The sequence below is a fragment of the Corynebacterium heidelbergense genome, from assembly GCF_028609845.1.
In the GTDB taxonomy this organism is placed as follows: Bacteria; Actinomycetota; Actinomycetes; order Mycobacteriales; family Mycobacteriaceae; genus Corynebacterium; species Corynebacterium heidelbergense.
Genome location: NZ_CP063191.1, coordinates 506,555 through 533,148 on the forward strand (window position 1 = coordinate 506,555; position 26,594 = coordinate 533,148).

General features: G+C 60.8%; 40 protein-coding genes and 1 tRNA gene. 34 read left to right on the plus strand and 7 right to left on the minus strand.

The genetic code is table 11. The annotated features are described in order from the left end of the window. The first annotated feature begins 654 nt into the window (after nucleotides 1-654). The gene (locus CHEID_RS02140; RefSeq protein ID WP_112768587.1) at nucleotides 655-1,512 is read left to right on the plus strand and encodes an enoyl-CoA hydratase; all 858 of its coding nucleotides are present in this window, start codon (nucleotides 655-657) and stop codon (nucleotides 1,510-1,512) included. Nucleotides 1,513-1,565: 53 nt separating this feature from the next. Here the strand turns inward: CHEID_RS02140 and CHEID_RS02145 are convergent, their stop codons facing one another. The 7 genes from CHEID_RS02145 to CHEID_RS02175 all read right to left on the minus strand — a co-directional run bounded on the left by CHEID_RS02145 (nucleotide 1,566) and on the right by CHEID_RS02175 (nucleotide 6,495). Continuing rightward, the gene (locus CHEID_RS02145) at nucleotides 1,566-2,732 is read right to left on the minus strand and encodes a Gfo/Idh/MocA family protein (protein WP_112768658.1); all 1,167 of its coding nucleotides are present in this window, start codon (nucleotides 2,730-2,732) and stop codon (nucleotides 1,566-1,568) included. Between the two features lie 199 nt (nucleotides 2,733-2,931). Further along, nucleotides 2,932-3,153: a hypothetical protein gene (locus CHEID_RS02150; protein WP_112768588.1), complete on the minus strand. Its 222-nt coding sequence runs from the start codon at nucleotides 3,151-3,153 to the stop codon at nucleotides 2,932-2,934. 537 nt (nucleotides 3,154-3,690) lie between these two features. Then, on the minus strand, nucleotides 3,691-4,749 hold the full coding sequence (locus CHEID_RS02155) for a tyrosine-type recombinase/integrase (protein ID WP_112768589.1): 1,059 nt from the start codon (nucleotides 4,747-4,749) through the stop codon (nucleotides 3,691-3,693). Next, the gene (locus CHEID_RS02160) at nucleotides 4,749-5,066 is read right to left on the minus strand and encodes a hypothetical protein (RefSeq protein ID WP_112768590.1); all 318 of its coding nucleotides are present in this window, start codon (nucleotides 5,064-5,066) and stop codon (nucleotides 4,749-4,751) included. The genes CHEID_RS02155 and CHEID_RS02160 overlap by 1 nt, the downstream gene beginning before the upstream one ends. A 25-nt stretch (nucleotides 5,067-5,091) precedes the next feature. Continuing rightward, nucleotides 5,092-5,739: an excalibur calcium-binding domain-containing protein gene (locus CHEID_RS02165; protein WP_238599213.1), complete on the minus strand. Its 648-nt coding sequence runs from the start codon at nucleotides 5,737-5,739 to the stop codon at nucleotides 5,092-5,094. A 77-nt stretch (nucleotides 5,740-5,816) separates the two neighbouring features. Then, nucleotides 5,817-6,197 (minus strand): ImmA/IrrE family metallo-endopeptidase, encoded by a 381-nt coding sequence (locus tag CHEID_RS02170; protein WP_112768592.1) that lies wholly within the window; start codon nucleotides 6,195-6,197, stop codon nucleotides 5,817-5,819. Next, on the minus strand, nucleotides 6,190-6,495 hold the full coding sequence (locus tag CHEID_RS02175) for a hypothetical protein (protein ID WP_146743798.1): 306 nt from the start codon (nucleotides 6,493-6,495) through the stop codon (nucleotides 6,190-6,192). The genes CHEID_RS02170 and CHEID_RS02175 overlap by 8 nt, the downstream gene beginning before the upstream one ends. Nucleotides 6,496-6,845: 350 nt before the next feature. Between CHEID_RS02175 and CHEID_RS02180 the strand changes: the two genes are divergently transcribed. The 33 genes from CHEID_RS02180 (at nucleotide 6,846) to CHEID_RS10530 (ending at nucleotide 26,310) form a co-directional block, all read left to right on the plus strand. Then, nucleotides 6,846-7,103 (plus strand): hypothetical protein, encoded by a 258-nt coding sequence (locus CHEID_RS02180; protein WP_112768594.1) that lies wholly within the window; start codon nucleotides 6,846-6,848, stop codon nucleotides 7,101-7,103. A 182-nt stretch (nucleotides 7,104-7,285) separates the two neighbouring features. Further along, nucleotides 7,286-7,531 carry a hypothetical protein gene (locus CHEID_RS02185; protein WP_112768595.1) on the plus strand — a complete coding sequence of 82 codons (246 nt, stop codon included), beginning with the start codon at nucleotides 7,286-7,288 and terminating at the stop codon, nucleotides 7,529-7,531. Beyond that, nucleotides 7,528-7,758 carry a helix-turn-helix domain-containing protein gene (locus CHEID_RS02190; RefSeq protein WP_112768596.1) on the plus strand — a complete coding sequence of 77 codons (231 nt, stop codon included), beginning with the start codon at nucleotides 7,528-7,530 and terminating at the stop codon, nucleotides 7,756-7,758. The genes CHEID_RS02185 and CHEID_RS02190 overlap by 4 nt, the downstream gene beginning before the upstream one ends. Before the next feature lie 105 nt (nucleotides 7,759-7,863). Further along, a complete protein-coding gene (locus CHEID_RS02195; protein WP_112768597.1) occupies nucleotides 7,864-8,754 on the plus strand; it encodes a YqaJ viral recombinase family protein in 891 nt (296 codons plus the stop codon). Next, entirely contained in the window at nucleotides 8,747-9,232 is a 486-nt protein-coding gene (locus tag CHEID_RS02200) for a hypothetical protein (protein WP_112768598.1), read from the plus strand. The genes CHEID_RS02195 and CHEID_RS02200 overlap by 8 nt, the downstream gene beginning before the upstream one ends. Further along, the gene (locus CHEID_RS02205) at nucleotides 9,229-9,579 is read left to right on the plus strand and encodes a hypothetical protein (RefSeq protein ID WP_112768599.1); all 351 of its coding nucleotides are present in this window, start codon (nucleotides 9,229-9,231) and stop codon (nucleotides 9,577-9,579) included. The genes CHEID_RS02200 and CHEID_RS02205 overlap by 4 nt, the downstream gene beginning before the upstream one ends. Before the next feature lie 73 nt (nucleotides 9,580-9,652). Further along, the gene (locus tag CHEID_RS02210; protein ID WP_146743799.1) at nucleotides 9,653-10,021 is read left to right on the plus strand and encodes an HNH endonuclease; all 369 of its coding nucleotides are present in this window, start codon (nucleotides 9,653-9,655) and stop codon (nucleotides 10,019-10,021) included. Further along, nucleotides 10,005-10,238 (plus strand): hypothetical protein, encoded by a 234-nt coding sequence (locus tag CHEID_RS02215; RefSeq protein ID WP_146743800.1) that lies wholly within the window; start codon nucleotides 10,005-10,007, stop codon nucleotides 10,236-10,238. Before CHEID_RS02210 ends, CHEID_RS02215 begins: the two co-directional genes overlap by 17 nt. Further along, complete coding sequence (locus CHEID_RS02220) at nucleotides 10,231-10,422, plus strand: hypothetical protein (protein WP_112768602.1); 192 nt, start codon at nucleotides 10,231-10,233, stop codon at nucleotides 10,420-10,422. Before CHEID_RS02215 ends, CHEID_RS02220 begins: the two co-directional genes overlap by 8 nt. Then, entirely contained in the window at nucleotides 10,419-10,961 is a 543-nt protein-coding gene (locus tag CHEID_RS02225; protein WP_146743801.1) for a hypothetical protein, read from the plus strand. Before CHEID_RS02220 ends, CHEID_RS02225 begins: the two co-directional genes overlap by 4 nt. A 187-nt stretch (nucleotides 10,962-11,148) precedes the next feature. Further along, nucleotides 11,149-11,349: a hypothetical protein gene (locus tag CHEID_RS02230; protein ID WP_112768604.1), complete on the plus strand. Its 201-nt coding sequence runs from the start codon at nucleotides 11,149-11,151 to the stop codon at nucleotides 11,347-11,349. Then, the gene (locus CHEID_RS02235; protein ID WP_112768605.1) at nucleotides 11,346-11,633 is read left to right on the plus strand and encodes a hypothetical protein; all 288 of its coding nucleotides are present in this window, start codon (nucleotides 11,346-11,348) and stop codon (nucleotides 11,631-11,633) included. Before CHEID_RS02230 ends, CHEID_RS02235 begins: the two co-directional genes overlap by 4 nt. Continuing rightward, nucleotides 11,630-12,427, plus strand: coding sequence for a helix-turn-helix domain-containing protein (locus tag CHEID_RS02240; RefSeq protein WP_112768606.1), 798 nt, complete (start codon nucleotides 11,630-11,632; stop codon nucleotides 12,425-12,427). The genes CHEID_RS02235 and CHEID_RS02240 overlap by 4 nt, the downstream gene beginning before the upstream one ends. Further along, complete coding sequence (locus tag CHEID_RS02245; protein ID WP_112768607.1) at nucleotides 12,420-12,794, plus strand: hypothetical protein; 375 nt, start codon at nucleotides 12,420-12,422, stop codon at nucleotides 12,792-12,794. Before CHEID_RS02240 ends, CHEID_RS02245 begins: the two co-directional genes overlap by 8 nt. Nucleotides 12,795-12,916: 122 nt before the next feature. Next, the gene (locus CHEID_RS02250; RefSeq protein WP_181645838.1) at nucleotides 12,917-13,354 is read left to right on the plus strand and encodes a single-stranded DNA-binding protein; all 438 of its coding nucleotides are present in this window, start codon (nucleotides 12,917-12,919) and stop codon (nucleotides 13,352-13,354) included. Nucleotides 13,355-13,389: 35 nt separating this feature from the next. Then, on the plus strand, nucleotides 13,390-13,650 hold the full coding sequence (locus CHEID_RS02255; protein WP_112768609.1) for a glutaredoxin family protein: 261 nt from the start codon (nucleotides 13,390-13,392) through the stop codon (nucleotides 13,648-13,650). A 10-nt stretch (nucleotides 13,651-13,660) separates the two neighbouring features. Then, on the plus strand, nucleotides 13,661-14,017 hold the full coding sequence (locus tag CHEID_RS02260) for a hypothetical protein (RefSeq protein ID WP_112768610.1): 357 nt from the start codon (nucleotides 13,661-13,663) through the stop codon (nucleotides 14,015-14,017). Next, a complete protein-coding gene (locus tag CHEID_RS02265; RefSeq protein ID WP_112768611.1) occupies nucleotides 14,014-14,280 on the plus strand; it encodes a hypothetical protein in 267 nt (88 codons plus the stop codon). Before CHEID_RS02260 ends, CHEID_RS02265 begins: the two co-directional genes overlap by 4 nt. 79 nt (nucleotides 14,281-14,359) lie before the next feature. Continuing rightward, nucleotides 14,360-15,658 carry a DnaB-like helicase C-terminal domain-containing protein gene (locus CHEID_RS02270; protein WP_112768612.1) on the plus strand — a complete coding sequence of 433 codons (1,299 nt, stop codon included), beginning with the start codon at nucleotides 14,360-14,362 and terminating at the stop codon, nucleotides 15,656-15,658. A 19-nt stretch (nucleotides 15,659-15,677) separates the two neighbouring features. Next, complete coding sequence (dut, locus tag CHEID_RS02275) at nucleotides 15,678-16,103, plus strand: dUTP diphosphatase (RefSeq protein ID WP_238599214.1); 426 nt, start codon at nucleotides 15,678-15,680, stop codon at nucleotides 16,101-16,103. Nucleotides 16,104-16,339: 236 nt separating this feature from the next. Then, nucleotides 16,340-16,945: a hypothetical protein gene (locus tag CHEID_RS02280; protein ID WP_112768615.1), complete on the plus strand. Its 606-nt coding sequence runs from the start codon at nucleotides 16,340-16,342 to the stop codon at nucleotides 16,943-16,945. Further along, complete coding sequence (locus CHEID_RS02285; protein ID WP_112768616.1) at nucleotides 16,942-17,163, plus strand: hypothetical protein; 222 nt, start codon at nucleotides 16,942-16,944, stop codon at nucleotides 17,161-17,163. Before CHEID_RS02280 ends, CHEID_RS02285 begins: the two co-directional genes overlap by 4 nt. After that, on the plus strand, nucleotides 17,160-18,263 hold the full coding sequence (locus tag CHEID_RS02290; RefSeq protein ID WP_112768617.1) for a metallophosphoesterase: 1,104 nt from the start codon (nucleotides 17,160-17,162) through the stop codon (nucleotides 18,261-18,263). The genes CHEID_RS02285 and CHEID_RS02290 overlap by 4 nt, the downstream gene beginning before the upstream one ends. Further along, nucleotides 18,264-18,479: a DUF3310 domain-containing protein gene (locus CHEID_RS02295; protein WP_112768618.1), complete on the plus strand. Its 216-nt coding sequence runs from the start codon at nucleotides 18,264-18,266 to the stop codon at nucleotides 18,477-18,479. It begins immediately after the preceding gene. Then, a complete protein-coding gene (thyX, locus tag CHEID_RS02300) occupies nucleotides 18,466-19,200 on the plus strand; it encodes an FAD-dependent thymidylate synthase (RefSeq protein ID WP_238599215.1) in 735 nt (244 codons plus the stop codon). The genes CHEID_RS02295 and thyX overlap by 14 nt, the downstream gene beginning before the upstream one ends. After that, on the plus strand, nucleotides 19,193-19,441 hold the full coding sequence (locus CHEID_RS02305; RefSeq protein ID WP_146743803.1) for a hypothetical protein: 249 nt from the start codon (nucleotides 19,193-19,195) through the stop codon (nucleotides 19,439-19,441). The genes thyX and CHEID_RS02305 overlap by 8 nt, the downstream gene beginning before the upstream one ends. 419 nt (nucleotides 19,442-19,860) lie before the next feature. Further along, a complete protein-coding gene (locus CHEID_RS02310; RefSeq protein ID WP_112768620.1) occupies nucleotides 19,861-20,118 on the plus strand; it encodes a hypothetical protein in 258 nt (85 codons plus the stop codon). Further along, on the plus strand, nucleotides 20,105-20,527 hold the full coding sequence (locus CHEID_RS02315) for a RusA family crossover junction endodeoxyribonuclease (RefSeq protein ID WP_112768621.1): 423 nt from the start codon (nucleotides 20,105-20,107) through the stop codon (nucleotides 20,525-20,527). The genes CHEID_RS02310 and CHEID_RS02315 overlap by 14 nt, the downstream gene beginning before the upstream one ends. Nucleotides 20,528-20,535: 8 nt before the next feature. Further along, entirely contained in the window at nucleotides 20,536-23,628 is a 3,093-nt protein-coding gene (locus tag CHEID_RS02320; protein WP_112768622.1) for a ribonucleotide reductase N-terminal alpha domain-containing protein, read from the plus strand. Between the two features lie 10 nt (nucleotides 23,629-23,638). Then, nucleotides 23,639-24,310 carry a helix-turn-helix domain-containing protein gene (locus tag CHEID_RS02325; protein ID WP_112768623.1) on the plus strand — a complete coding sequence of 224 codons (672 nt, stop codon included), beginning with the start codon at nucleotides 23,639-23,641 and terminating at the stop codon, nucleotides 24,308-24,310. 335 nt (nucleotides 24,311-24,645) lie between these two features. Then, nucleotides 24,646-24,719 (plus strand) — tRNA-Trp (locus CHEID_RS02330). Nucleotides 24,720-24,991: 272 nt separating this feature from the next. Further along, nucleotides 24,992-25,291, plus strand: a complete 300-nt coding sequence (locus CHEID_RS02335) for a DUF2283 domain-containing protein (protein WP_112768624.1) — start codon at nucleotides 24,992-24,994, stop codon at nucleotides 25,289-25,291. Between the two features lie 587 nt (nucleotides 25,292-25,878). Continuing rightward, complete coding sequence (locus CHEID_RS10530) at nucleotides 25,879-26,310, plus strand: ImmA/IrrE family metallo-endopeptidase (RefSeq protein ID WP_369126445.1); 432 nt, start codon at nucleotides 25,879-25,881, stop codon at nucleotides 26,308-26,310. The last annotated feature ends 284 nt before the right edge of the window (nucleotides 26,311-26,594 follow it).

Below are 26,594 nucleotides of genomic sequence, written 5' to 3' on the forward strand. Positions count from 1 at the left end.
CGGCGGGTTGTGGGTGTGCGGTACGAAGGGTGCTCGCGGCGTTCACTGTCTGAGCCCAGCGCAAGGGCGTTGTCGGACGATGGTGGCTGCCGGGTCGCGTGAGGTGAGTCTAGTGGATCGGTGGGACAAGCGGTTGGCTGTTGTGGACGCGAGTCTGTGCGGCGCGCGTTCGGCGGGGCCCACCGAGGTTGCGTTGCGCAACATGCACCCCGTGGGGCCCACCGCAGTTGCACTGTACGTCGTGCCTCGGGCGGGTTGGCTCGCGAAGGTAGCGCCGCACGGCAGGCGTCCTGCGGGTTTGGGCCGGTTGCGCTGCGCAACCTGCACCCCGCGGGTTTGGGTCCAACGACTTCCCCGCCCGGTAGCCCAGTGCGGTGCCGGCGACCTCCCTGTATGTCGGGGTGGCTCCAGCCGCTCGCCTGCGATCCCAGCGTGTTGTTGGAGTTGCAGGTGTGGTTGTGGGGTGGGGGAGCTGAGGCTTTCGGGGGTGGAGGGGCGTTTTCCCGGACGGTTGGTAGGTGTGGTTCTGGGGTTTTGTAGCGGGGGTGGGTGTGAGGTGTCCGGGGTTTTGCCCCTCGGCGGCGCGAGGTGGGGTTGGCGTCCAAAAGGGAAAAGGGCCGTCACCACCACACCACCGGCACTAGATTTGAGTCCATGACTCGCAGCAGGCGGCCCATTCTTCCGCGCACGGTCTCCCTATCGCGCGATGGGGACGTGGCAGTAGTGACCTTGCGGCGCCCGGAGAAGCGAAATGCGTTGCGGCAGGTTGAATGCGATGGCATCGCGCTTGCCGTGCAGCTGGCAGTGGAGGGGGAAGCGGGTGCTGCTGGTGGATCGCCTGGCATCGGCGAAGACGCCGTGCAGCCGAGTGGCACGAAGCCCAGCGCGCATCCCGCTCGCGTCATCCTGATCCGCGGCGAAGGCGACGTCTTTTGCGCGGGTGCGGATCTGGGCGGCGTCTACGAGAGTGGCTTCCTGGACGCCGCCGGACGCATGACGGAAGCGATCCTGGCCGCACCCGTTCCCATGATCGCCGAGGTGCAGGGCGCGGCCGTCGGGGCCGGATGCCAACTAATAATGGCTTGCGACCTGCGCGTATTCGCCCCCGCAGCCGCTTGCTGGATACCCGCGGCGGCCAACGGGTTGGTGCTCGACACCTGGATGCTCAACCGCACCCGCGAACTGCTGGGCGGGGCGCTCGCGCGGGACCTCATGATCGGGGGCGGCCGAATCACGGCGCAGCGGGCGGAGGCCCTGGGATTCGCCTCCCGGATCTGCGACGACGCAGCCCAGGCCCGCCGGTTTGCCCACGACATCGCCGCCCAAGCGCCCCTGTCGATGCGGTACGCGAAAGCCGTCCTCAACGACACAAAATTGCGCCCGAGCCTCTCCCACGCCCCGGCGCAGGACGCCCACCGCGAGCTCTACGACCGCGTTTGGCAAAGCGAAGATGTGCGAGAAGCGAAGGCCGCCCGGTCCGAGGGGCGCAGGCCGCAGTTCAGCGGTCGGTAGGTGGGACGCCCGGCTGGCTGGCGTCCCAAAGCATCAAATCGCCCCCCGAACCCCTACAGCTCCTCGGCGACGATATTGACCAGCTCATCATCCCCCGGCTTCGGCGGCGCCGGGATCGTCTCCGCCTGATCCATGCTCACGCGGTGTCGCAGCTCCACCGGCTCTAGCCGCACCGTCGCGCCGGTCCGCAGCGACTCCTCCACGGCCGCGCACACCCGCACGTCCATCAGCCCCTCCACGCCGCTGTGCTCGGGATTCGTACCGTTGCGCACGCACTCGATGAAGTGCCGCGTCTCCCCGGCGAACTGGTCGTAGGCCTCGAACTCGACCGTCTCGGTGGACATCTCCCCGTCCTCCTCCACGGCCAAGGTGTAGCTCAGCTCGGCGTCGTCGCCCCATTGGAAGGCCGCGTTCGACTGAATGGACCCCTCACTGCCCGCCAGCGTGAAGCCCTGCTGGCCGACCGTGGAGTAGGACGCGGTGTACTGCGCCAGCGCGCCGGACGGGAACTCGCAGGTCACGGCCACGGTGTCGTGGAAATCGAACTGCGCGTCGGCGTTGCGCTTGCCATGCGCGTGGACGGCGATCGGCTCCTCCTCGAGAAGATTGCGGATGAGGTTCAGGGGGTACACGCCCATGTCCGGGATCGGCCCGCCCCAGAATCCGGAATTGCCGCGGTGGTTTTCGGGGTTGACGTTGTGCCCGAAACTGGCGGTGTAGGAGCGGATCTCACCGATTGTTTTCTTGCGGACGCAATCAACCAAGCGCAGCAAGAACGGATGGTTATGCAGGCGGTACGCGACGAGGAGGGTGGTGTTGGTCTGGGCGGCGGCGTCGATGATGGCACGGCAGTCCTCCTCGGACGGGGCCATCGGCTTCTCTAACAGGACGGGGACGCCGGCCTTCAGCGCGGGGACGGCGTGCTCGCGGTGTTTGTGTACGGGGGTGGCGATGTACACGCCGTCGATGGTGCCGGAGTTGAGCAGCTCGTCGTACTGCTCGTAGTCGTAGTGCTTGACGCCGTAGGCCCGCGCCTTCTCCGGGTCGGAGGAGACGAAAGCGACGATCTGCGCCTCGGGTAGCTGTTGGACACCGGGGATGAAAGCCTGCTGCGCGATCTGGCCCGCACCGACGACGGCGAACCGGAACGGCCGCTGGGTGGGGGCGGTATCTGTGATGGTGGCGGCGGCGGTTTGGTCTTGCTGGGGTTGTTCGGACATGGACGCCAGGGTAGGGCCGCGCACCGGATACCGCAGATTCGTGGCAGGTCCTTCTGGGCGGGGGCCTGGGAATGAACACATGGATGGTGGGCCGTCGGGGGCTGGATGTCCGCGAGGACTGCCTGGGGGTATCAAGAAGGAGAAAACCCCACCGACCATACAGGTCAGCGGGGTGAAAGCCGATCGGCAATCCGGGAGACTAGTTCTCCTGCTCGTACTGGGACAGAGCCAGGCCGAGGGTGAAGAAGGTCGGCGCCCAGTGGCCGACGAAGATGCCCCAACGGTCGGACTGCGCCTTGCTGTCGCCGGACTTGAGGCGAGAAGCAGTCCAGGAACCGAAGGAGAGGGCGACGGATGCCAGGCCGGCGGTGTAGGCGTACTCAGAGCGAACGCCCATGTTGTGGAGAGACTTCATAACCATGAAGATGATTCCTTTCTGTTCGCACGCCCGGATGGAAGTAGCGGGGGATTGGCATGCTGGAACTATCCTACCAATGTGCATGGTTGCGGAGGGGCCGCCGGATGTGTGGGGAGGGGGGCCGGGGGCTGAGGTGTCCGGGATTTCGACCCTTTGAACTTTCGGACCAGGAGTTCAGGCGCCAGACGGTTAGGGGGGACCGAGACTCAGTTCGGGTCGGGAGTACCGATTGCGCGGAGCAGCAGTCTGTCCGGCGACGAGGCAGAAGTCATGGGCTCGCCGGCTAGATCGGCTGCTTTGACTACGGGACCGGTAGGTCCTACGGCGCACGACCAGCACGAGAATCCGGGGCAACCTGAGGTGACTAGCAGATGTTATATCCGGCGCGAAAATCGCGTCTAGACTACTAGAACAACGGGTCCTTAGCACGTCGGAAAAGTGCCCCAGAGAGGAATCGACTATCCTGCGAAACCGCTCTCATCTGCACATATAGGTCAAAAACGGTGTAACCGCACGACATTCGCACGACATCCAGAACAACTACCCACTAAGTGCGTCAAGTTCCCTATCGAACAGGTGTGCGTAAGTATCTAGCGTCATCTTCGCGCTGGCGTGCCCTAGCTGGCGCTGGACAAGAAGAACACTGTGACCATCCGCGATCATGATGGACGCTGCGGCATGGCGTAGGTCGTGCGGCGTGATAGGCGGGAAAGTCGGGTCCGCTGCCATGCACCTGTCCACTGCCGTGTGGAACCAGCTTCGGCGCGATGGTGTGGTGAGCGGCCCGCCATCTTGGTTCGACCACACAAGTGCATCGGGGCGTTTGCTGGCAACAACGGGGGCAAGCGCTTCTGCCACTCTTTTCGGTATCGCGATGGTGCGGCTGGCGCGTGTCTTGGTGGTACCTATCTGAGCTTTACCCCCGATGGTGGTTGCGCTTTTTGTGATGCGGGCACGCCCCCGGGCAAGGTCTAGGTCGCCAACTGTGAGGGCGGCGGCTTCACCCCATCTGGCCCCGGTGTACCCGAGGAACAGCAGCAGCTCAGGGAAGCGGCGCGAGGTCGCGGCCAGATCCTCCACTTGCTGCTTGGTGAGTGTGACTACCGCGCGCCTTTGTCGCGCCGGTACGCGCGTGGAAGCGCAGGGGTTGGCGGTGATGTACCCGTACCTCACGGCTTCTTCGAGAAGCGTTTTGAGTATGCCGTGCGCGCGTTGCACAGTGCTGGGGCTACGCTGCGCGGCGAGTTTATCTACCCATCGTTGGGCTGTTTCTGTGGTGACGCTTCCGACTTCCGCGTGCTGCCAGGCGGGCTGCACGTGTGTGGCCCAGGATGTTTCGATAGCGCGGGAGCTGGATGCGGCGAGGTGTCGCTGGGATGGCCACCACGTATCCCACAGGTGCTTGATCGTGGTTCGCTGACGCTCTGGGTTTATCCACGTCCCTTGTGTGAGCGCGGTGGTGTTGGTTGCGGCCCAGGCTTCTGCTGCGGTCTTGGTTTGGAAGGGTTGCTTGGTTCGGCTTTTGCCTTGGGGGTCGCGGTATTGGACGCGCCATAGGGTCTTCCCTGCGGCGTTCTTGTACCGCTTGATGGAGGCCATTAGGCGGGTTCTGCGGAGGCTTCTACGCGCGCGTTGTCAGCGTCTTGCGGGTAAACGTTGCAGTTGTAGGCTCGCCCGTTAGCGTCGTGCTGGATGTTCCAGTGTTCTTCTTCGCTGTTGATTCGTCGAATGTGCTCTGGCGAGACGGTTCCGAGGTCGCTCTTGGGTATGCTTGTCTGCTTCGTGAGTTGCTTGTGGCATAGGACTACTGCGGTGGCGCGGTCCATCCCCTTGATGTTTTCTGCGGGTTCGGTCTCTCCGCATCCGGTGATGATGAGGGGGAGCGCGAGGAGGGGTGCGGCGTGGCGGATTTTCATGGTGTTCCTTTCTGGGGTGAGTTGTCTAAGCAACCTTGTCGCAGGCAATCCCGTCGCCATCTCGGTCTAGGGCATCCCGGTATCCGGGTTGTCCACGGTAGAACGGCCCGGCCCCTGCGGCGCGGGCTTCCCGGCAACTGGCGTAGTAGGTGCCGGTGGATGCGGGCGGTTCGGCGGGTGGAGCCACCTGCGCTGGCGGTGCTTGCTCAGGCTGCACGTCGGGTTGCGGTGCTGCCGGGGGCGGGGTGTATGCGGGTTGCGGTGGCTGCTCCGTGGTGGGGGGAGCGAACAGTTGAGCAGTTTCCGTTGCGGTCGGCGGGGCCACTGTCTGCGTGACCGTGGATGTGGGTGGCGTGTAGGTTGTTGTTTTGCCCGCAGAATCCGAAGATGAGCTGGCAGAAGCACCCAGAACCAGGCAAATGGCTGCGGCCGGGCCAACGATTACCCATCTGCGAGGAGTACGTTGCAACTCGGGTTTTGGGCCTACCCATTCGGCAACGTCAGGATCGGTGTCGCGCAAGATTTCTTGTAGGCGCTGATGCTCGGCAAGGCGTTCAATGAAGCCCTTGTTCGCCTTGGTGTCCTTCCGGTCGCACCACAACCACCACCCTGAGGGCAGCGCAAATCCTAGACCGATGAGGAAACTAGATAGGCTCGGTGTGAACAGGAACATCGAGACCCCTAGGACTACCAGAAGCCAACAGAAGAATCGGTTGCTTGAGGCTGCTTTAGATGGACTTGTTTGGGCGATCATGCAGCTTTTCCTTCGATCCATGCGCGGAGTATCCGCTGGTTGACTTCGAGTTCGTCGGCAATTTCCTGGAAGTTGCCTTGCGCCCAAGCGTAGGCATCGCAGAAGGCTTCTGTGGTGATTAGCAGGTGTGCGGCGAACTTGTCCGCGCGGCGTTCCTGCCGCTGCGAGTAGTGGGTGTTGAGGGTTGGCGTGTCACCGTAAGCGGCGTGGCCCAACTCATGAGCGAGAGTTGAGCGGTACTGGCGGGCGCTCATGCCACGGCGTGTGCTGATGGTGCGGGTTGCGTGGTGGTAGTAGCCGGGTGGCCCTTGGTCGTGTTTGGTGAGGTTGACCTGCAGCATGTCGGCCATGATCTGCAGGTCGGTGAAGTCAGTCATCCTCGCTATCCCATCCTCTCTGAGCGTCCTCATCGTCGGTCGTTGCCACCGCCCGTAGCGGGGTGTCGTCATCGTAGATGTTGGGTGAGACATCCGCGTCTTGGTCGGGGCGTAGGGGTACGACGTTGTCGTTTGTAGCTGCCGCTGCGAGGCGGTCCGCGTCTCGTTTGATGCGGTTGGCGATCTGTTCCGGGGTGCTCACTTGGCCGTTGTCGTTCAGGTGCCCTGTGTCTTCGAGGGCCTGCACCGGGTTGACCCCGTAGGCATAGCTGACTTTGATCACTTGGTCTGCCGTCAAGGAGCCTGCTCCTGACAACCTCCTACTCAGAGCTGAATAGTTCAGGCCTGTTCGCCTCCCTATCTCACGGTAGGAGGCCCCATTAGTCGCTTGTGAGATCCACTCGGAATGCCGTTTTTGCATGAGGTCAGTCTACGTTTGTTGATCTTCGTCAACAAATGGAAAAATGCTGGTCACCCCCGTGAGGGCACCCCCGAAATAGGGTGCTTGTAATTCCACTGTTGCTAGAAAACAACAACCGTTGTAGGTTTGTGTCATCGCACCGAACGGAAACGGTCGGAGCGGTCGCCACCTGAGGCTTGAAAAAGTAGCCAAGGCAGGGGTGTTAACCAGCGAGAAGGGGATAACTCATGTCCGCATACCTGGATCAGACCGTGCTCGAACTGAAGACCACGGCCCAGCACTACTGCAAGCGCCACCGGATAGACATCAACCAGCACCGGCTGAAGCGCATCGTGCTGAAGGTCGTGAAGCGCATGGAGCGCGAAGCCGACAGACTGACGCGCATCGAGATCATCACCCCGGACGGCTACCGCTGCATCGACTACTCAGACCCCACGGGGGAGTCAGCGGTGCGGAACATCATGCGGGAGGCCATCGCCGGTTAACGCCCTTGGGTGGTGTCATAACTACAGCCCAACTTCAGCGCCCCACGGGGCGCTTTTTCGTATCTGAGGAGACCGCAGATTGACCAGCAACCCAATCGGCAACCCGGTCCACACCCTCATTGAGTGGTGCGACGGGGAAACAGAGAAGCAAATGGACGAACAGCTACAGGAGATGTGGGCGCATGTTGCATGACGAACTGATGACGGATGAATACACGATGAGTGAGCAGCGCTTTGAGCTGCGGGATGAGATGTTCCGCCGCGTCGCCGCTGGCGATCATCTTGGGGCTATCAACGCTTACAGCGAGGCTGTGACTAGTGGGTTCACTGCCGATATGCCGTATCGCTTGTGCGCGGAGCTGCGTGCTTGTTTCGGTGTCTTGCGGCTGGCGCAGGAGGCCTTGGGGTTTGAGGCGGTGGCGGCATGAAACAACAACTACGCCAAGTCATGGACGACATCGAGGCCGTGTTCGGCAAGCGTAAACCCATGCTGTCCGTGGCGGAGTTCGCCACGATGTGCGGGGTATCCCCGAAAACAGTATGGGAGTGGTGCGCGAGCGGTGAGCTGCCCGCGTCGCAGACGAAGAAGTGGGCACCGTACCGGATCAGCTACCGCGAGCTTCTGCGTTTCCAGGAGGCCGCTCATGCTGCTTGATGTGATGCTGCACCCCCGTTACGAGGTGCACAGGTTTTGGTTCTGGGTCGTGGCTGTCACCACGGCCCTTTGCCTTATCGCAATGTGCTCGTAGGAGGCGCCGCGATGAGATACACGACGATACCTACAACGAGCCGGGATGAGTGGCTGGAGCTGCGGAAGACGCGGGTAACCGCCACGGACATCCCGAAGATCATTTCAGGGACCGAGAAGGCGTACCGCTCGCTGTGGTCTGAGAAGCGCGGCGACCGTCGGTTCGGTGGGAACAGATACACGAAGTTCGGGAAGCAGCAGGAGCCTGTCATTGCCGCGCAGGTGAGTGAGTGGTTCCCAGAACTGGCCCCGAACGATCAACTGCTAGTCAGCGTGGACGATGAGCGGTTCGCCGCTACCCCGGACATGATCGGACAATCCATGATCGGGGAGATCAAGACGGCGAAAAGCCCGTGGGGGTTCATCGAGGACCTGCCGCGTCATTACTTCCTGCAGGTGCAGTGGCAGCTGTTGGTGACGGGCGCGGAGTCGTGCCTGGTGGCGTGGCAGGGAACCACGGAGGTTGGTGGTGAGCTGCGCCCGGATGGGGATATTCGCACGGGGTTTGTTTACCCGGATGAGGCCACGTTCGAGCAGATGCGCCGCGTGGCTACCGAGTTCCTGGAGTTCACCCCGCAGGAGGCGCGTGACCTGAGCGGTGATTTCTACGCCTCGCACTTGCTGTCTGAGGTGCTGGAGATTGATCGGCAAATCGGCAAGAACAACGCCGCGAATCGGCGACTGCAGGATGAGCGCGCGGGTCTTGTGGCCGAGTTCCTACGGCAGTTCGGTGATGAGGCGCAGGTGGTGGAGTGCGGTGATTTGGTCGCTGAGGTGAGCGGCCCGAAGGTGACGAACCGCTTTGACCGTAAGGGGCTGGCGCGGGAGTACCCGGATCTGGAGCGGAAGTACGTGCTGCAGGAAACGAAACCATCGACAGTGAAGGTGAAGAGCAATGGCTAACTTCAACCTGCAAGACTACGAGACCGTTGATCAGCGCATTCAGCGGTTCTACAACGACAACAAGAGCGGTCGCATTGAGGCGCACCTGATTGACAAGGATGGGGATATTGGTAAGACCCGGTGGGTTATGCGCGCGGAGGTATATCGAAGTAGCGACCCTGATGCACGCCCTACTGGTGTTGGGCACGCCTATGAGGTGGATGGCGCTGGCATGGCCAACAAACAGGCCGCGCTAGAGAACTGCGAAACATCCGCTGTCGGCCGCGCTTTGGCTAACGCTGGCTATTCCGGGTCTAAACGTGTGACCCGTGAGGAAATGCTGAAGGTACGCCGGGGTGAGACTCCTGGCCGTGTGGCGGCGGCGACGACGTTGGATGAGCTGACCGCGATCTTCAATGAGCTGAAGGCTGAGGGGACTCATGATGAGTTCCGTGGGCTTCTGTCTGCGCGCCGCAAGGAGATTGAGGGGGGCAAGTGACTGAGCCGCTGAACCCCGTTGAGATTGAGTCGCATATCCGCGAGTTGGTGAACCGGATCGCTAAGGGGATCGGTGTTTTCTCGAAGCGCTATGCGGCTTTCTTAGAGGCTGACCGCGCATTCGACCGGGCCTATGCGCAGAATTACAAGGATGCTGAGGGGTCAATCAAGGACCGTGAGTATGAGGCGGACTTATTGACGATGGGCGAGCGCGAAGCGAGGGACGTTGCGGATATCGCATTCAAGCACGCGGACAAGCTTCTGAAGGCGCTTGACTTGGAGTTGCGGGCGTATCAGTCAATCGGCGCGTCTGTTCGTGCAATGTATGGCAACGCGGGGAGGACATGAATGCTTGACCTGCTAGCTATCTGGTTTGGGGCCGCCGCTGTTATGGTGGCCCTTTTGCATTGGCGGGATGAGGATGACTAAACGCCCATTCCCTAAGCACGTGTATGAGGCGGTGCGTGAGCGCGCGAGTGATTACGGTGAGCCGTCGTGCGAGGTGATGATCGCCCCTGGCTGTACGGGGTGGGGGACTGATTGGCATCACCGGCAGATGAAGTCGCAGGGCGGCCAGGACACTATCCCCAACGGATTGTTTTGCTGCCGCCATTGTCATTTAGTCGGCATTCACAAAGACCCCAAACGCGCCTACGAAAACGGGTGGCTGGTTCATGGCTGGGATAACCCAGACCAGCAACCGGTGCTACGCCGTGGCCGCTGGGTACTACTAGACGAAATCGGCGGGTTTACCGCCTACAACAAGGAGAACTATGACAACGAAAACTGAGCGCCCTCACGTGGGCAGGATGCCCGTGACGTGGCCTAATGCGCGTGGCGCTGTGCAGGCTGGGTGGATGGATATGCATGTGGGTTTTGAGCCGCATGATCGTTCGTTTAGCTTGCATACGGATAGCGCGAAGATTTACATCCCGGAGGACGTGTTTCATTTGCTGGTTGCTGCTGTGGATGAGGCGCAGGAGTTGTGGGGGTGGGAGCGTGAGTGACCCGCATTTGGATGAGGTGGACCGCTACATGGACCCGAAGATGAATTACTACTGGGTATCTTTTTCGGGAGGAATGAGTGTGCAGGCGGTGGACAGGGAGACAGCTATTGATGCAGCGGCGGAGTGTATCTGCGATGACCCGGGAACATTCCTTGTTTTCGACACTGAAATGGATGGTGAGTGATGGAGACGTACACAGCGGATCGTATCCGAGAGGTGCTGGGCGAGGAAGCCCTTGCCAAACTCATCACACCGACTAAATGGGTGCCGCGCCATGTTGAGGGCGCGTGGGCGTCTGAGTACGCGGTTCCGGGTGTGGTTGTGCAGGACGTATTCGGCCATCGTGCTCGCTTTGAGAGCACGGACGATAGGCCTTTCCCTCATTGGGAATGCGACGGCAGGAACCCAAAGGTGGACCACATGGAGAACTTCACGGTCTTGGAGTGGCCGGGCGCGGAGATTCGGGACATCATCCCGGACGGCCCGCAGCCCATTGAGCCGGAGAAAACGAGGCCCTACATTGGGCAGATCATCACCACTGCAGAGGAATTGAAGGCATTGCCGGAGAACACTCGGATAGGCGGCGATGAAGCCATTGCGTTTCGTAAGAAAAAGGGCGGTAAGTGGATTAGTCCTCTTAACGGGCCGATTTGTGACGCCACAGTGCTTGAAGAGGTAGGTGGCACCGCCGTTATTACGGCACTACTAGCGGACTACGAATGAGCGGCACGGGTATTTGGGTGCACCGCGTGCGGAACCGGTTTTACGTGTGCACCACACCGAACCGACCACGCAACGGTTCCCTGCCTGAGATAGCGCGGTGCGGGATTCATTTCGATTGCGGGAGCCGTGAGATGGCTGATGCCACTGCCCGGCGGCCACACGAAGCACGAATAAAGGAGAACCCCAAATGAACATCACTCCGGAGCAGATGGAAGGAATGCGGTGGGAATACGCCGTGCAACTGAAAAGTGAACCAGATGAGGAGTGGCGCACAGTCACGAAGTGGTGTCCGAACGTGGACGGTATGCTGCTGCCCGAAGGCCGCGCATTAGCCCCCCATGAGCGCATCATCCGACGCCTCGTCACCGAACCGGAGGTAGTCGAATGAGTGACGATGACACGCTTCTGGGCATGTCTCCGGAGGAGCGGGAGCAGTGCGTTGGGATGCGCGCCATAGTGCCGGGAACCGGACTGTGCGCGGTTATTCTTCGGATCCTTGATGATGATGGGGTGGAGTTGCAATTCCCCGAAGAGCGGAACGCGCGGCTTTATTACCCCCATTGCGAGGTTATCCCTGATTTCAGTGTGCCCCGCGCGTGGATGCCGGATGGTTCGCCCCCTGATGCCCACGTGGTGCGCCGTTTGGTGAGTAAGCCGGAGGTGGAGCCATGAGCCTGAGGGCAATGCTGTGGGCGCTGGATGAAGCCCCAGTGGATAGCCAAGGCCAACTCGTAACCCTCATCGCCCTAGCAGACCACGCCAGCGACAACGGAACGGGCGCGTGGCCCTCGCAAGCCAGCATCGCTGAGCGCGCCCGGTGCTCACCCCGCACAGTCCGCAGATACCTCAACGAGCTGGAGCAGTCCGGCCTCATCCGCCGGGGGGATCAGCAGCACGTTGCGCACCTCCGCAAGGACGTGCGCCCGGTGGTGTGGGACCTGTGTCTGGAGGCCCGGAAGGGACGGGCGGACAATTTGACCGGGCGGTCATTTGGTGCAGAACGGGCGGACAACTCGTGCACAACGGGCGGTCATTTCGTGCATGACGGGCGGTCATCTCGTGCACTACCCCCGGACACTGGTGTCCTACAAACCATCCATAACCCCCCTGAACCATCAAGGAACCATCCTGAACCACATTCGGGCGGCTTCGATGAGTTCTGGCGGGTGTATCCACGGCGCACGGGAAAGAAGAAAGCCCGTGAGGCTTGGGACAAGGCGGTGACTGATACTGACCCCTCGGTGATCATCGACGGGGCACGCCGCTACGCGCAGCACATCGAAGCTGAGCAGACGGAGCAGCGGTTCATCAAGTGGCCGCAAGGCTGGCTGAACGACAAGCGCTGGGAGGACGATCTGGTCCCGTCGAAGCCAGCACCGCAGTCGAAAGCTGATGCTTGGCTAGCCCTCGCTGACGGGAACTGCCAAGCGGAGTTCGTTGACGGGGAGGTGGTGGAGGTTGAGTGACCCCGCCTATCTGAAGCTCGCCACGCAGATCCTCGCTAAGGCCGCGGACCTGTGCCCTGATCGTTGCCCTAAGCCCAGTCGTCAGCGCGCTGAGGCGTGGGCTGAGGTGCTTGCTTCCATGCAGGTGCCGGATGAGGTGTGGTCTGAGGCTGTCACCTGGTGGTCGCTGAACGGGGATCTGTCGCATCAGATCAACCCGCAGGAGATGAAGCGTGCTGCTTTGGCTGTGCGTGACAGGTGGGAGCAGGATCCGGTGAAGCGCCGGTGGTTGGAGGCTGCGCGTGAGCAGAAGCGGTTGGAGCGTGATGCGCTTATCCAGCCGGTGTTGGAGCAGAAGCGTAAGGAGGTGAGGGCGATAGGCCCTTAACCGTGTCAGAATCGCGCCCGTTGGGGGCGTAGACCGAGTTTTACCCCGTTGCCGCGTACTGGGTGGCGGGGTTCTTTTTCATGCCCGCAAACGGGCTTACAACAAGTTTCAAGGAGAACAGCATGTCCCTGCCCAACATTTCCGGCATCGGCAACCTCGTCGCAGACCCCGAACTGCGCTACGCACAAAACGGGAAAGCCATTCTCAATCTACGGATCGCCTTCAATCGTCGCCGCAAGACCGACAGCGGCCAGTGGGAGGACGCAGACTCCGCATACGTGAGCGCCGCCCTCTTCGACCAGCAAGCGGAACGCATGGCACAGCACCTCACTAAGGGCGACAAGGTAGCCGTCATGGGCCAACTGAAGCATCGCGAATACGAAACCAAGGAGGGTCAGAAACGAACCTCCACGGAAGTCCAATTCCCCATCGTGGAGAAGATCGAGAAGGCACCACAGGCCGGGGGGAATGGCGGCGGATGGTCGCAGAACCAGCAACCCCAGCAGCAGCCGCAGCAGCAAGGTTTCGGCGGGTTCGGCAACGATGAACCCCCATTCTGAATCAACCATTTAGCAACAAACGAAAAGGACAAACAATGCGAGACGGATTAACCATTTACACCCAGCCGGGATGCTCACACTGCACCGCAGTGAAGCGCATGTTCACTAAGGCTGGAGCGCCATACGATGAGCTGCGGATCACCGATGAGGTGAGGGAGTGGGCGATTAGCGAGGGGCTTACGGTAGCCCCGATTGTGACCGCGAAGAACGGTGATAAGGAGTACCGGTTCTGTGGTTCCCGGCCCGGTGATGTGGCGCACGCTATCGACGTGATTGAGGGTGATCACGGTGACTAGGCCACGGACGTTGAGCGGCACCTCAGACTACGAGCGGCCCGTACCTGAAGGAACCATCGCCGCAGCACCCGGGGCGGCACCGATCTGGTCCAGCAACGAGCAGTGGTGGCAGGCGGGCCACAACGGCCCACTCACCCCACAGCAGCTAGGCCCCACCACGCGGTACATCCTCCGCTGGGGGCAGGACGAACAACCCCGTGAAGAGTTCATCGCCGAATGGCAGGAGCCAGGCAGCGACAAATGGATGCGGGCCGGGATGCCAGTGCCCCGCTGCCAGGACGCGCTAGTGCCCAGCTTCATCGCGGGCAGCGGAAGCGAACAACGAATCATGCGGCGAACAATCACAGAATGGGAGCAAGTGAAATGACAGAACACAACCGCACACTCCTGGACATGACCCCGGAGGAGCGGGAGCAGTGTGTTGGCATGTGGGTAAATGCAACATGCGGATTAGGGATCCTGAAGAGCAGCACCATATCCGACGAGCGCTTCAAGGGGTTCGCCTACGTCGAATACACAGATGACTGTGACGAGGCTGCCGAAGAGCCGTATCGCGTTCTGGCCCCACGCTTCGACCTCCCCCGCGCCTGGAACCCGGATGGCACCCCACCATCACCGAGCCGGAGGTAGTCGAATGAGAATGCTAAGCAAACTGATTGATCTCATCACGCGCCCCCGCACTGGCCCCTGGACCTACCTGAGATAACCAATGGCGGGAGACAGTGAGAAAGCAATCCTCGGATGCCTACTCAACTCACCCGCCACAATCCCAACCACAGTAGAAACACTCAAACCCACAGACCTCCTTAAGCCCTCACACGCGGCGATCTACCAAGCCATCATCACCCTCTGGAGAGACGGCAACCCGGTAGACCCCATCACCACAGCCAGCGAGCTAGACCGGCGCGGCGACCTCGACCGCGTAGGCGGGGCACTCTACCTCCACGACCTCACGGTCACAGCGTGCATGCCCGCATCCATCGACTACCACACCCGGCTAGTCGTGGAAGCAGCACGCCGCTGGAGGCTGAAGCAAGCGGGGGCGCGGATAGCGCAGCTCGCGGACTCTGACGCGCCCCTATCGGAGATTGACCACATCATCCAGCAGCAGCTCCTAGAGAGCGCTGAGGATGACGTGGACTCCCCGCGCCTCATCACCGAGGGGATAGACGAACTCCTAGACGGGCTGAGCGACGGTGCCACGGCACGCGGCCTCCCGTCTGGGTTCGCGGAGCTGGATGACATCACCGGCGGGTTCAGGCCTGGGCAGATGGTGATCATGGCGGCGCGGCCCGGCGTGGGTAAATCGACCTTGGCCGTGGACATCATGCGGGAACTATCCCTACGGGGCAGAATCCCCACCCTCCTGTTCAGTCTGGAGATGAGCAGGGCTGAGGTGCAGGAGCGGATCATCTCCGCTGAGTCCGACGTGCTGCTGTCGAAGCTGCGCGGAACCATGCCGCTCGATGAGGGCGACTGGGAGAGGATCGGCGACCACCGGGACAAGCTGACTGACGCGCCCATGCTGATCGACGACTCACCCCGGCTGACGATGTTGGACATCATCGCGAAGTCCCGCGCCGCAGTGCAGTGCAACGGGGTGCAGTTGATCGTCGTGGACTACCTGCAGCTGTTGAAGAGCGGCACGAAAGCTGAGTCGCGGCAGGCGGAGGTCAGTGAGATCAGCCGCCAGCTGAAGCTCCTCGCCAAGCAACTGAAGGTCCCGATCATTGCGATTGCTCAGCTCAACCGTGGCGTGGAGTCTCGTGGCGACGATGCGCTACCCCGCGCTAGTGATCTGCGCGAGTCGGGGTCGTTGGAGCAGGACGCTGACATGGTGCTGCTGATTCACCGCCCGGATGCGACGAATCCGGATCATGAGCGGGCTGGTGAGGCTGATGTGATTGTGGCGAAGAATCGTGGCGGGCGTGTTTCTACTGCGACTGTGGCTAATCAGCTGCATTTCGCACGGTTTAGTGATTATAGGGCACCGAGTTTTAGGTATTAGCGAAAGGTTTTAGATGAACATGCGAATGAAAATTGTTATTGACGATGGCGGTTTTGTCCCTTCTCGTTCCCATGATGGGGACGCGGGATTGGACCTGAGGGCTAGCGAGTATGCGGTGGTCCCGATCCGGGGCCGCCGGTTGGTGCGCACTGGGGTGCATGTGGAGATACCGCACGGCTATGTGGGCTTGGTGTGTCCGCGTAGTGGTTTGGCGGCGAAGTACGGCGTGAGCGTGCTGAATGCGCCTGGTGTGGTGGATCACGGGTACACGGGCGAGGTGCTTGTCAACCTGCACAACAGCGGCAGTGAGCAGTTCCGCATCGAGCCGGGTGACCGTATCGCGCAGCTGGTGGTGCAGCCGGTAGCGCTCCCGGATCTAGAGACCGTGGACGCGCTGGACGACACGGAGCGGGGGGATGGTGGGCATGGCAGCACGGGCGTATAGCCCCCACATGTCCCGGCCTAGCGGGCCTGCTTTTCTCGGCCCAGAGGGCTAGGGGTGGACGGCGCTGAGTACGCCGTCATGGATGCACTAGCAGACGGTGAGGAACATTCCCTCACCGTCCTCAAAGCGTGCGTCGTGACGGATCATAAGCCCCTCGTTGAGCCGCTAATGGAGCGGCTGAAAGGCGATGGGGCGGTTATTGAAACGCGAAAGCATAGATACAGAATGGTGAATAAATGACCACAGTTAAAGTCAACGAGTTCTACCACAACATGAATGAGGCTCTGAAGCACGTAGGCCAATCCTACGAGCAGTTGGACCGTGTATTCCTCACCGGTCGGGATGGAAAGCTCTACATCCAAACCACGGACAGATTAGTGATGGCAACCGCAGTCATCGACGCGCCCGGAATCGCCGACACCACGGTGAACGTGGGCGCTACGCAGATAAAGCAGGCGTTGGCCATGCTGCGAGTATCGGGCAGGGCAAGAAAGACGGACGCTAGCCCGCTGGAGGTCACGCTGGACGCGGAGGCTCTGACCATCGAGGGGGTGCCGCCCATGAAGTCCGAAGATCACGCGCTCACTCCGAAAGCTCTGTCGAAGATCGTGCGAGACCTCGTTATCAACGATGTTTCCGTCACTTTCCCGGCTGAGCGTATCGGCGGGCCTAAGGGGTGGAGCGTCGTGGTCTACCCCACGGGCGAACACCTCAGCCCATTGGTCACCTTCTGCAACAAGGCCCCGCTCAACGTGTGGGTGTATGGGCAGTGCTCGAAGATGCCAACGGGTAAGCGGAACGAGCTAAGCAATATCGCCGACGCGCTGAAGGGGGAGCAGTGACCACACTCGCAGACCTACCCACCACCTTCGAACCGCGCAGCACGAAGGAATGGATCATGTCGTTCAGCCCGGAGGAGCGGGACATCATCCACCAAGCGCTCCGGGTAAGCCCCCCATCCGTCGTCTACCAGACCATCACGAAGCTAGATGAGAACCCCTACCGGTTCTCCCTATCGGCTCTGCAGGACTACGCCAGGGCGCTGAAGGGGGCCGTATGAACAACCTCGATGCGCTGAGAGCGCTGACCACACCCCCGGAATGGCGGGCCGGGTGCGACGTCACCGACACCGGAGGGCACGTCACCACCCCGGCCTACTCCGACGGGGAAGAACCGGACTGGCAGCACGTGCTGGAGGCGATGGACCTTGACCCCGATAGGTGGCAGGTCGATGGCGCTGTGCGGCATTCCGCGTGGGAGGTGCCCGGTCATGGCACGAAGCACGCATACCGCGCACGGATCGTCCCCCGCATCCCCCGCTCGTTCGACGTGGAGGACTTGATCGACTCGATCTACGAGGACATCGAACCCCCCAGCGAACACCGCGCGGGCTGGCGCACACTCCAGATCGGCGACACCCACATCGGCAAGGGCGAGGGTGACGGCGGCGGCACGGAAAAGATCATGGAGCGGTGGCGGGCCTCCGTCACAGCAGCCCTGGATGGGGCGTGGGAGGGCGTACACCTCGCTTTCCTCGGTGACCTCATCGAGGGGCAAGTGTCGCAGAACGGCAAGAACATCGCCGGGATGGACTGCACTCTCACGGAGCAACTGCGTATCGCCCGGCACCTGGTGTCGTGGACGGTGCAAGAGGCGCTTCACGCGGGGCAGCGGGTGATCGTGTCCGCTATCCCCGGTAACCACGGGGAGACCACCCGCGTGCAGGGCCGTCCGCTGACGGACTCGTTCGACGTGGACATCGTGAACGCGGTGCAGCAGTCGTTCGATGAGTTCGGCAACTACCCGGTGACGTGGTACTACCCGCGCCCCCATGAAGGGCACGTCACCTACGAGGTTGGCGACACAACGTTCACCAGCGTCCACGGGCACTACTTCTCCGGGAAGATGACCGGCGCTGAGAAGTGGTGGTCCGGTATGGCGGTGCATGGCCGCGCCCCCGGCCGTGCGCAGGTGATGATGTGCGGGCATTTCCACTCCATGCAGGTGAGTAATTTCACGGCGGATAAGTGGATCATGTTCGGGCCAAGCCTGGAGACGCAATCAACGTGGTTCGCGGAGAAGAGCGGGGCGTCGTCGAAGCCGGGGATTCTCGCATACGACACGATCAATGGTGTGCCAACGAACATCGGGGTGGTGTGATTGAGCGACCCGGTAAACCCTGACCATTACAAGACCAACGGCCTCGAGGCGATTGACGTTATCGAGGCCTTTTTCATGCACTCACCCCACCTAGCCAACGTCTTCAAGTACACGGCCAGGGCGGGGAAGAAAGACAACGAACTTCAGGACCTCCGCAAAGCGCAGTGGTACCTGAACCGATGGATCGACCTGAAGGAGCGAGATGAAGACAGTTGAACCGGAGGTGATGCTGGTCGCATCAACCGCCATCAACGACGCGGACATGGCTTACCGTGGCCCGTTCTGCACAAGCGTCATGGATCGCGGCGAAGGCACCGATGCAGAATACCTAACCGAATTCGCGGGCCGTGCTTGCTATGAGTCGTTCCACCGGCCTAACCCGTCAACCGCTGACACGCGGGATTACGTGCGCGCCACCTTGTTCGAGAAGGGGCATTGGTCCATCGCGGAGCACGCCACCGCGACCCTCTATTTCACGGGGGTGAGCCGCGCTTTCACCCATGAGCTAATCCGCCACCGGCATTTGTCTTACTCGCAGCTCTCACAACGGTTCGTGGATGAGTCTGAGGCAAACATCGTTTTGCCACCGGCGCTTAGAAAGCCTCCCAGGGCGCCTGAAGAGCTGGAAGCTAGGTCCGCAGCGTCGAATGCGCTGGATGCCTATGACTACATCGTGGACGCTCTCGTGTATGACCAATTGGTCGGGGCAGCCCAGCTACTACGGAAGCAGGCCCGTGAAGCGGCCCGCGCCGTGCTACCCAACATGATCGAAACGAAAATCGTGGTCACCGGCAACCTACGCGCATGGCACGAAGTTATTCAACGCCGCTCAGCACCAGACGCGGACGCGGAAATGCAGGAAGTCATGGCACTAGCCAAAGACCGGCTAGCGACCGTAGCCCCAACCATCTTCGGGGAGGGGGCGAAAGTTGCCTAGCCCACTCGATGAAGCCAGCGACGCCACCGCAGCACACAGCATGTACATCGAACTGCCCGGCGCAATAGTCAAGCTCCACACCACGACAGACGGCTACTACAGCGTCAACATCGAGGCCTCGATGATCGTGGGCATCGAAGACGCGCAAGCCCTAGCCATCGCCATAGATCACGTGGCAGACCGCGCACAGCAGCTCAACGAAGGGGTGGAACATCGCAAGGAAGCGGGAATTATCCCCTGAGGAAATAGACCGCAAGCAAGTCAAAGAAGCCCGCAAGAACGCCCTGGCATGGGCTAGGGAATGGGCAACCTACTGGGTCGGCTCGTTCACCCGCATAGGCCACGATCCACCACAACACTTCCTAGAGAAGGACTACCCCACCGTGTACTTCCTCACATGGTGGGGTCTTTTCTCGCAATGCCACGAAACGGGCCTCGATGTCAGATCGGTGCCAACGGTCGTCCGCGACAAGCTACGCAACCCCATGTGGGGGACACCGGCCACGGATGCGGAGCTGCTGGCAATGGCGCGGCATCACCCTGGGGAGTGGAAAACCTTGGGAGATTCGATTCTTGCGGTACGTGGACTGAGGTACAGGCCACGTGAGGAATTAGAGGGCCTACTGACAGCAGCGGGCCGCATGATGAGAGAGGACACGCATGTTTCCTAGACCACTCGGATACGGACAGGTTGCCTTCGGGGATCCTGTACGAGACGGAGACGAATACGACGAGAAGCAGGGCTTTGCCCGTGGCTCAATCGTGGAGACCGACCAGTTCGTCCGCGTCACGGACGACGAAGGGATCACTATCCACATCCCGGCGCACAGCGTGGATGCGATGGTCACTGCCAAAGACAAGGCGACGTTCGAGTCGTACCTGATGCACGCGGAGCTGAGCCAGCATGACACTGACTGAGATGAAGGTGTTCGTGCCCGGGGTGCCCGCGCCGCAGGGATCAAAAAGCGGGTTCGTGCGCGGCGGCAGGTGCGTGCTCGTTGAGTCCAGCAAGAAAGTCTCGCCGTGGCGCGCTGCAGTGGCCAGAGCATTCACCGGCGAACCCGCCACCGGGCCACTACGCCTGTTCGTGGAGTTCGTCATGCCCCGGCCCAAAAACCTCGGAGACAAGACCGCGCCACCAATGGACGTGCGGCCAGACCTCGATAAGCTGCTGCGCTCCACGTGCGACGGGATGACCGGCGCGGCCTATGCGGATGATTCGCAGGTGGTGCACATCATCGCGCATAAGCGGCGCGCTAGACCAGGTGAGACGACAGGTGCTCACATACGACTAACCCCCGCAACTAGCGGGGGTTCTTCTAGTTAGGGAATGAATTGACCGAAACGTATATCGACCTGAATAGCCAAGTGAACATCCTCGATGAAAACGGGAACCTACAACTCGATAAAGACAAAGAAGCGGCCCGCGCTTACCACCTAGAGCACGTCAACGAGAACACTCAGTTCTTCCACAGCTTGGAGGAGAAGACCCGCTACCTCCTGGAGAACAACCTCTGGGATAAAGCCACGGTTGAGACGTTCCCGTTCGACCAATTCAAAGCACTGTTCCAACGCGCATACGGCTACAAGTTCCGGTTCCAATCCTTCCTCGGAGCCAGGAAGTTCTACAGTCAGTACGCGCTCCGCAACAAGGACGGCAATCGCTACTCCGAGAGGTTCGAAGACCGGGTTGTGATGTGCGCCATTGATCTATCCGGCGGCGACTACCAACTAGCCCAGGACCTCATCGACATCATCATCGGCGGGTGCTTCCAGCCAGCCACACCCACGTTCCTCAACGCCGGGCGTGCCCAGGGAGGGGAGAGGGTGTCGTGCTTCCTCATCCGCCTAGACGACAACATGGAGTCCATCGGGCGCGCCATCACGAACAGCCTGCAGCTCTCGAAGCGTGGCGGCGGGGTGGGGCTCAACCTCACCAACCTCCGCGAATCCGGCGCACCAATCAAGGAGGTGCCCAACACCTCCAGTGGTGTCATCCCCGTGATGAAGATTCTGGAGGACACGTTCAGCTACGCCAATCAGCTAGGCCAACGCCAAGGCGCGGGGGCCGTGTACCTCAACGCACACCACCCCGACATCATGCGGTTCCTCGACACCAAGCGGGAAAACGCGGATGAGAAGATCCGCATCAAGACTCTCTCCCTGGGCGTGATCATCCCGGACATCACGTTTACCCTGGCGAAGGAGAACAAGGACATGTATTTGTTCTCCCCCTACGACGTGGAGCGTGTGGAGGGTAAGCCTTTCAGCGACCTGTCCGTGACCGAGCACTACAAGTCCTGGGTTGAGGACGACCGGATCAGCAAGACGAAGATCAACGCCCGCGTGTTCTTCCAGACCCTCTCGCAGATCCAGTTCGAATCCGGCTACCCATACGTCGTGTTCGAGGACACGGTGAACCGGTCGCACCCGATGGGGCATGTGGCGCGGGTGCAGATGAGCAACCTGTGTGTAGCGCCGGAAACGAAACTGCTCACAGACAAGGGGTACTTCGAGATCAAGGACCTAGCAGGGCAACACGTCAACGCCTGGAACGGGCAAGAGTTCTCCCGCTCCTACGTCGCCCAAACCGGGGAGAACAAGCCGCTCCTCACGGTGGACTTCACCAACGGGGCAAGCATGGACGTGACCCCCTACCACAAGTTCTACGTCAAGAGTGGATACGGGAACCGCAAAGTAGTCGAAACGCAGGCATGCGACCTGAAGCCAGGGGACATGCTCGAAAAGTTCCGACTACCCGTAGTGGACAACCCAGATGCGCCAGACTTCCCGCAGGCATACACGGCCGGCCTGCACACCGCAGACGGCACGTACACGCCAGACGGAACACCGGTGCTCCGTCTTTATCCAGGTAAAACCCATCTGGGAGAGCACATCGAGTACAAGACAAGCTCGCTGAAGCCGGACGCTACCGGGCGTGTGTCCTACACGTTGCACAGCTCTGTGCCGCGCAAGTTCACCGTGCCTATCGAGTACAGCTTCCAAAGCCGCCTCCAGTGGCTCGCTGGGCTTATCGACGGGGACGGTTGGGGAGATGGCCGCGCTGGCATCCAGATCGGATCCATTCACCCCGGCTTCCTCGAAGAGGTACGCCTGCTACTCACCACACTTGGGGTGGAAGCCAAGTGGTCCAAGGTGCGCGATGCCGGGATGACGAAGTTCAAGGAAGGGCAGAAGGCTTACCCAACCAAGGTGGCGTACCGACTCATCATCAGCGGGTCTGAGACGCAGAAGCTCAGGGATCTCGGGCTGCCGACAAAGCGTGTGGTGATTGAGAAGGTTCGCGGAAACCGAGCGGCTAACGGTTACATCCGCGTTGAAAGCGTGACCAATGAGGGCCGTGTGGATGACACCTACTGCCTGAACGAACCGAAGCTCCACAAGGTTGTGTTCAACGGCATCAGGACTGGCAACTGCTCGGAGATCCTTCAGCTGCAAACCCCGTCGAAGCTCAACGATGACTTGTCGTTCGATGAGACGGGCGCGGACATTAGCTGCAATCTCGGCAGCTTGAACGTGAAGCGGATGCTTGACTTGGACACGGCCTCATTCGTGAACACCGTCATGGTCGCTGTTCGCGCCCTGGATCGGGTCAGCCGCTCCACGAACATCACCGCAGCGCCGACCGTGAAGGCCGGTAACGACCGGTCGCACAGCATCGGGCTGGGGCAGATGAACCTGCACGGGGCGTTAGCTCACCACGGCATCGAGTACGGCAGTGAGGAAGCGCTACGCCTCTGGGACCGGTACATGGCGCTGGTGACGTGGGCGGCGATGCTGGCGAGCGTTGAGCTGGCGAAGGAGCACGGCCCACACGCCTACTTCGACGGCAGCGAGTACGACACCGGGGCGTGGTTCGACCGGGTAGTGGAACCCTGGCTGGAAGAAGTGGGGGATGATCCGACGATCCTGGGTGACATCACCGCCCCCAACCGGGAACAGTGGCAGCACCTAAGAGAAGAAGTGCAACGACACGGCATGGCCAACGCCTACCTCCAGGCCATCCCGCCAACCGGGTCGATCAGCTACATCAACCACGCCACCGCCAGCATCCACCCCATCGCCGCGCCCGTCGAAATCCGCAAGGAGGGGAAGTTAGGCCGCGTCTACTACCCGGCCCCGCACCTCAACGAGGACAACGTTGCGATGTACCACGACGCGTACAAGATCGGCCCGTACAAGCTGATCGACACCTATGCGGTGTCGCAACGCTGGGTGGATCAGGGTCAGTCCTGCACCCTGTTCTTCAACGCGGATGCGACCACGCGGGAGCTGGACCGGGCACGGATCTATGCGTGGCGTAAGGGCATTAAGACGCTGTACTACATCCGTCTACGTCAGGCGGCGCTATCGGGCACTCAGTTGGAGAACACGGCCGCTGGGTACTGCGAAGCGTGCCAACTCTAAGGGGGCGCTTGTGGATGCTGAGCAGTTACGTGAGCACCTGGCCGCAACCCCGGACCTGATACGCCGCCACCGCGCCCGGATGATGCCCGGCAACGTGGGCTACTCGGACGTGCCAGTGTTCGGCGGGTTCGGGCCGTCAACCCCCATCAGTGTGCACGCGCTGGAGATGGGCGACATGGAGGCCGCTGGGGTCGGCACCCTGGCCCGCTACTGCATGGCGGTGGGGTCCATACCTCCGCAGCCGATACGCGGGTTCTGGTGGGTCAACGGCGAATGCAAAGGCCTTGGTGCTTTGGGTATGGATGAAGATGAGTTCGACCTATGGGGCAACCCCAATGGGCACGACTACCTGGAGCCGATACGGCCCACTATCGCACACCTGCGGGCCTATGCCGGTGAGGTCGTGCTCACTGAGGGTGTGGAGCCAATTCTCCGGGCGATGGAGGATGTGCGGTGGTATTCGCTGAAGATGTTCCCGAATGAGTCCGAGGAATGGGTGAGTGAGGAACAGGCGCGGGAAATATCCGGCAGGTCTGAAAGGACACTCCGTGAGTGGAGGAATAGTGGAGTGGTGCGGCACATCAAGTGCGGTCATGGGTTCGAGTATTCGAAGGAGGATCTGCTGACCATGATGCAGGTGAAAATGCAGAACCGGAATAGAGGGAAAACACTACCGGGCTAACCTTCTGCCGGTGGGGCATATAATAGATATGTGAGGTTGTTTCGGCGGGGGATTCATGGGCTGAAACGTAAAGATTGGGGTCCTTGCATCCGGGGGAAGACTGAGCAGACACAGGATGAACGATTGTGACCGCCTGCTCACTTCTCAGTCACCCCGGCGCTGGCTTGCATCCTACTGCCCCTGGCTCGCACCCTACTGCTTAAAGATCCGGCGTTATTGGGATCGTGTAAAGGTTCCATGCTTCCGATAAGAACCCCTGGGTTCTTCCGTTATTCGGATAGGTTGCGTGGTCGCGCCGTTCATAGGAGGAACCCCCATACCTCCTGGCGTTCTATATGCCCGTAGCTCAATTTGGCAGAGCAACTGTTTCCAAAGCAGGCGGTTGCAGGTTCGAGTCCTGCCGGGCGTGCAAAGGTTGATCTGGGTTCCCGAATGGGAGTAGGGCTAACGCCTGAGAAATCCTTTGTTCGACCTTAGGGGTAGCTCCCCGACCTATGCCACTTCCTGAGCTGGAGAGGACTTGGCATTAAGCGATCCAGCGCAACTAAGTGACACTCCCACTGGTAAACCGCCATGAGCGGGGAGTGTCACCCCGCCGCACCGAAGTCCCGGTGACGTGCTAGGAAAGCGACTTATGGCGAGCGAGTACAAGGGCAAAAAACTTGAAGGAGATGCGCAGCCGTGAAGGTCGTTGAAGATCAAGAAACTGGTGTCGCCTACATTTACCTAACGGATCGCAGGGTATACGAAACCGTGCAAGTCAGCCCATTGGTCAACGTTGACCTGGATGGGAACGGTAAAGCCGTCGGTGTCGAAATCCTTACGTCCGACTATCACATCGCGATCAACCGTACCCCTCAGGCCGAAAAGCCGTGGCAAATAGGTTTTGCCGCGCCGGACACCTGCTGCCTGCTTAGCAAAGGTGAGACATACCGTGAGGCTGTTGACGGCTGGATCGAGAGGCTGATTGGGGAGCGCTAATGGCATACGCCCTGGTTCGAGTCCAGGGGGCGCACGGGGCGTGGCAAGGATAACCACGCGGCGGGCAGCGGCATTCACACTGGGCTGAGCCTCCCGCAAAACCGTCAGAGTGTGAAACTAGCGGTGAAAAACCTGTAACGCAGGGTGATCGTCGAAGGGCTGGTGTACTGGCCCTGGTAAATCGGAATGGTGCGACACCCTCCGGTAAGAAGGAGACCGGTTGTAGCAAGCGAACTAGGCCGCAGGCGAACGTGGTCCTAGCGCAAGAATCCGCAGCCCTAGCCACGGGTGCTACGCAATAGGTGGCAGCGCGAGTGAGTTTCCCACCCGGGTTCGAGGCCCGGGCGCGCACGAAAGCCCCGGAGAGATCCCTGCCTAGCGCACATCGCCGGGGTTACTGACATCTACTAAATTCGACGGTAGTCAGGCAGGTGGGCATGATAGTAAAGAAAGGTTCAGACGGGGAGGCGCATGAACTCAGAACCTTCGGAGACCTTCGTGATCATGCTCGCCGCGATGCCGACAACATCTTAAGTTTTTATTGGGATGACTCTATCCCCGTTGATCCGGTGGCCTTGGCCCGCAAAATGGGCCCCAGCGTGTTTCTGGCCCAGCTTGATGGCGATACATACGGCATGGTTATCGGGACGTCAACAGGTGCTGAGATCTACGTAAGCCGGAGCCAATCGAAAACTCGTTCGCGGTTCACTTGCGCCCATGAGCTAGGCCACTTCGTAGATTGTGTGCAAAACGATGGCGGACTGAGTAATGGTGTTGGATATGTGGACAAAAGGTCGGACAATGACCGGGGGAGAGCATATGAAGTCTATGCCAATGAATTCGCCGCTTCGATCCTAATGCCTGAAGAAGCGGTTAGGCGGTTTATTGGTGATGGGCTTTCGCTCTACCAGATGGCTGACAGGTTCGACGTTCCCATAGATTCCATGTCCCGGAGGCTTCACACTTTGCGAGTTCGCACTAGCGATCCTGCGAGTACCGCTGGAGAGATCCCTGACTAGCGCACATCTACCAGGTGCCGACACATCTACCACATCTAACAACTTCGGGAGGTGGCATGAGCCGCGACTACCGCGACCAACGGGGAGGGCACCGCTGGATCTACCCGTGCAAACGGAAGACTGCCACCTGGTTCATGCGTGACTGCAGGCGCACCGGTAGGCGCAAAGCGAAGCAGGACCTGAAGCACGGGCGCGAGCCGCAGCCTATCTACCCCGTAGAAAGACGATGGCTGGAATAGATGGCCCAGCAGCATGGAGAGGCCAAGAGAGACGGGGGTGGCGTG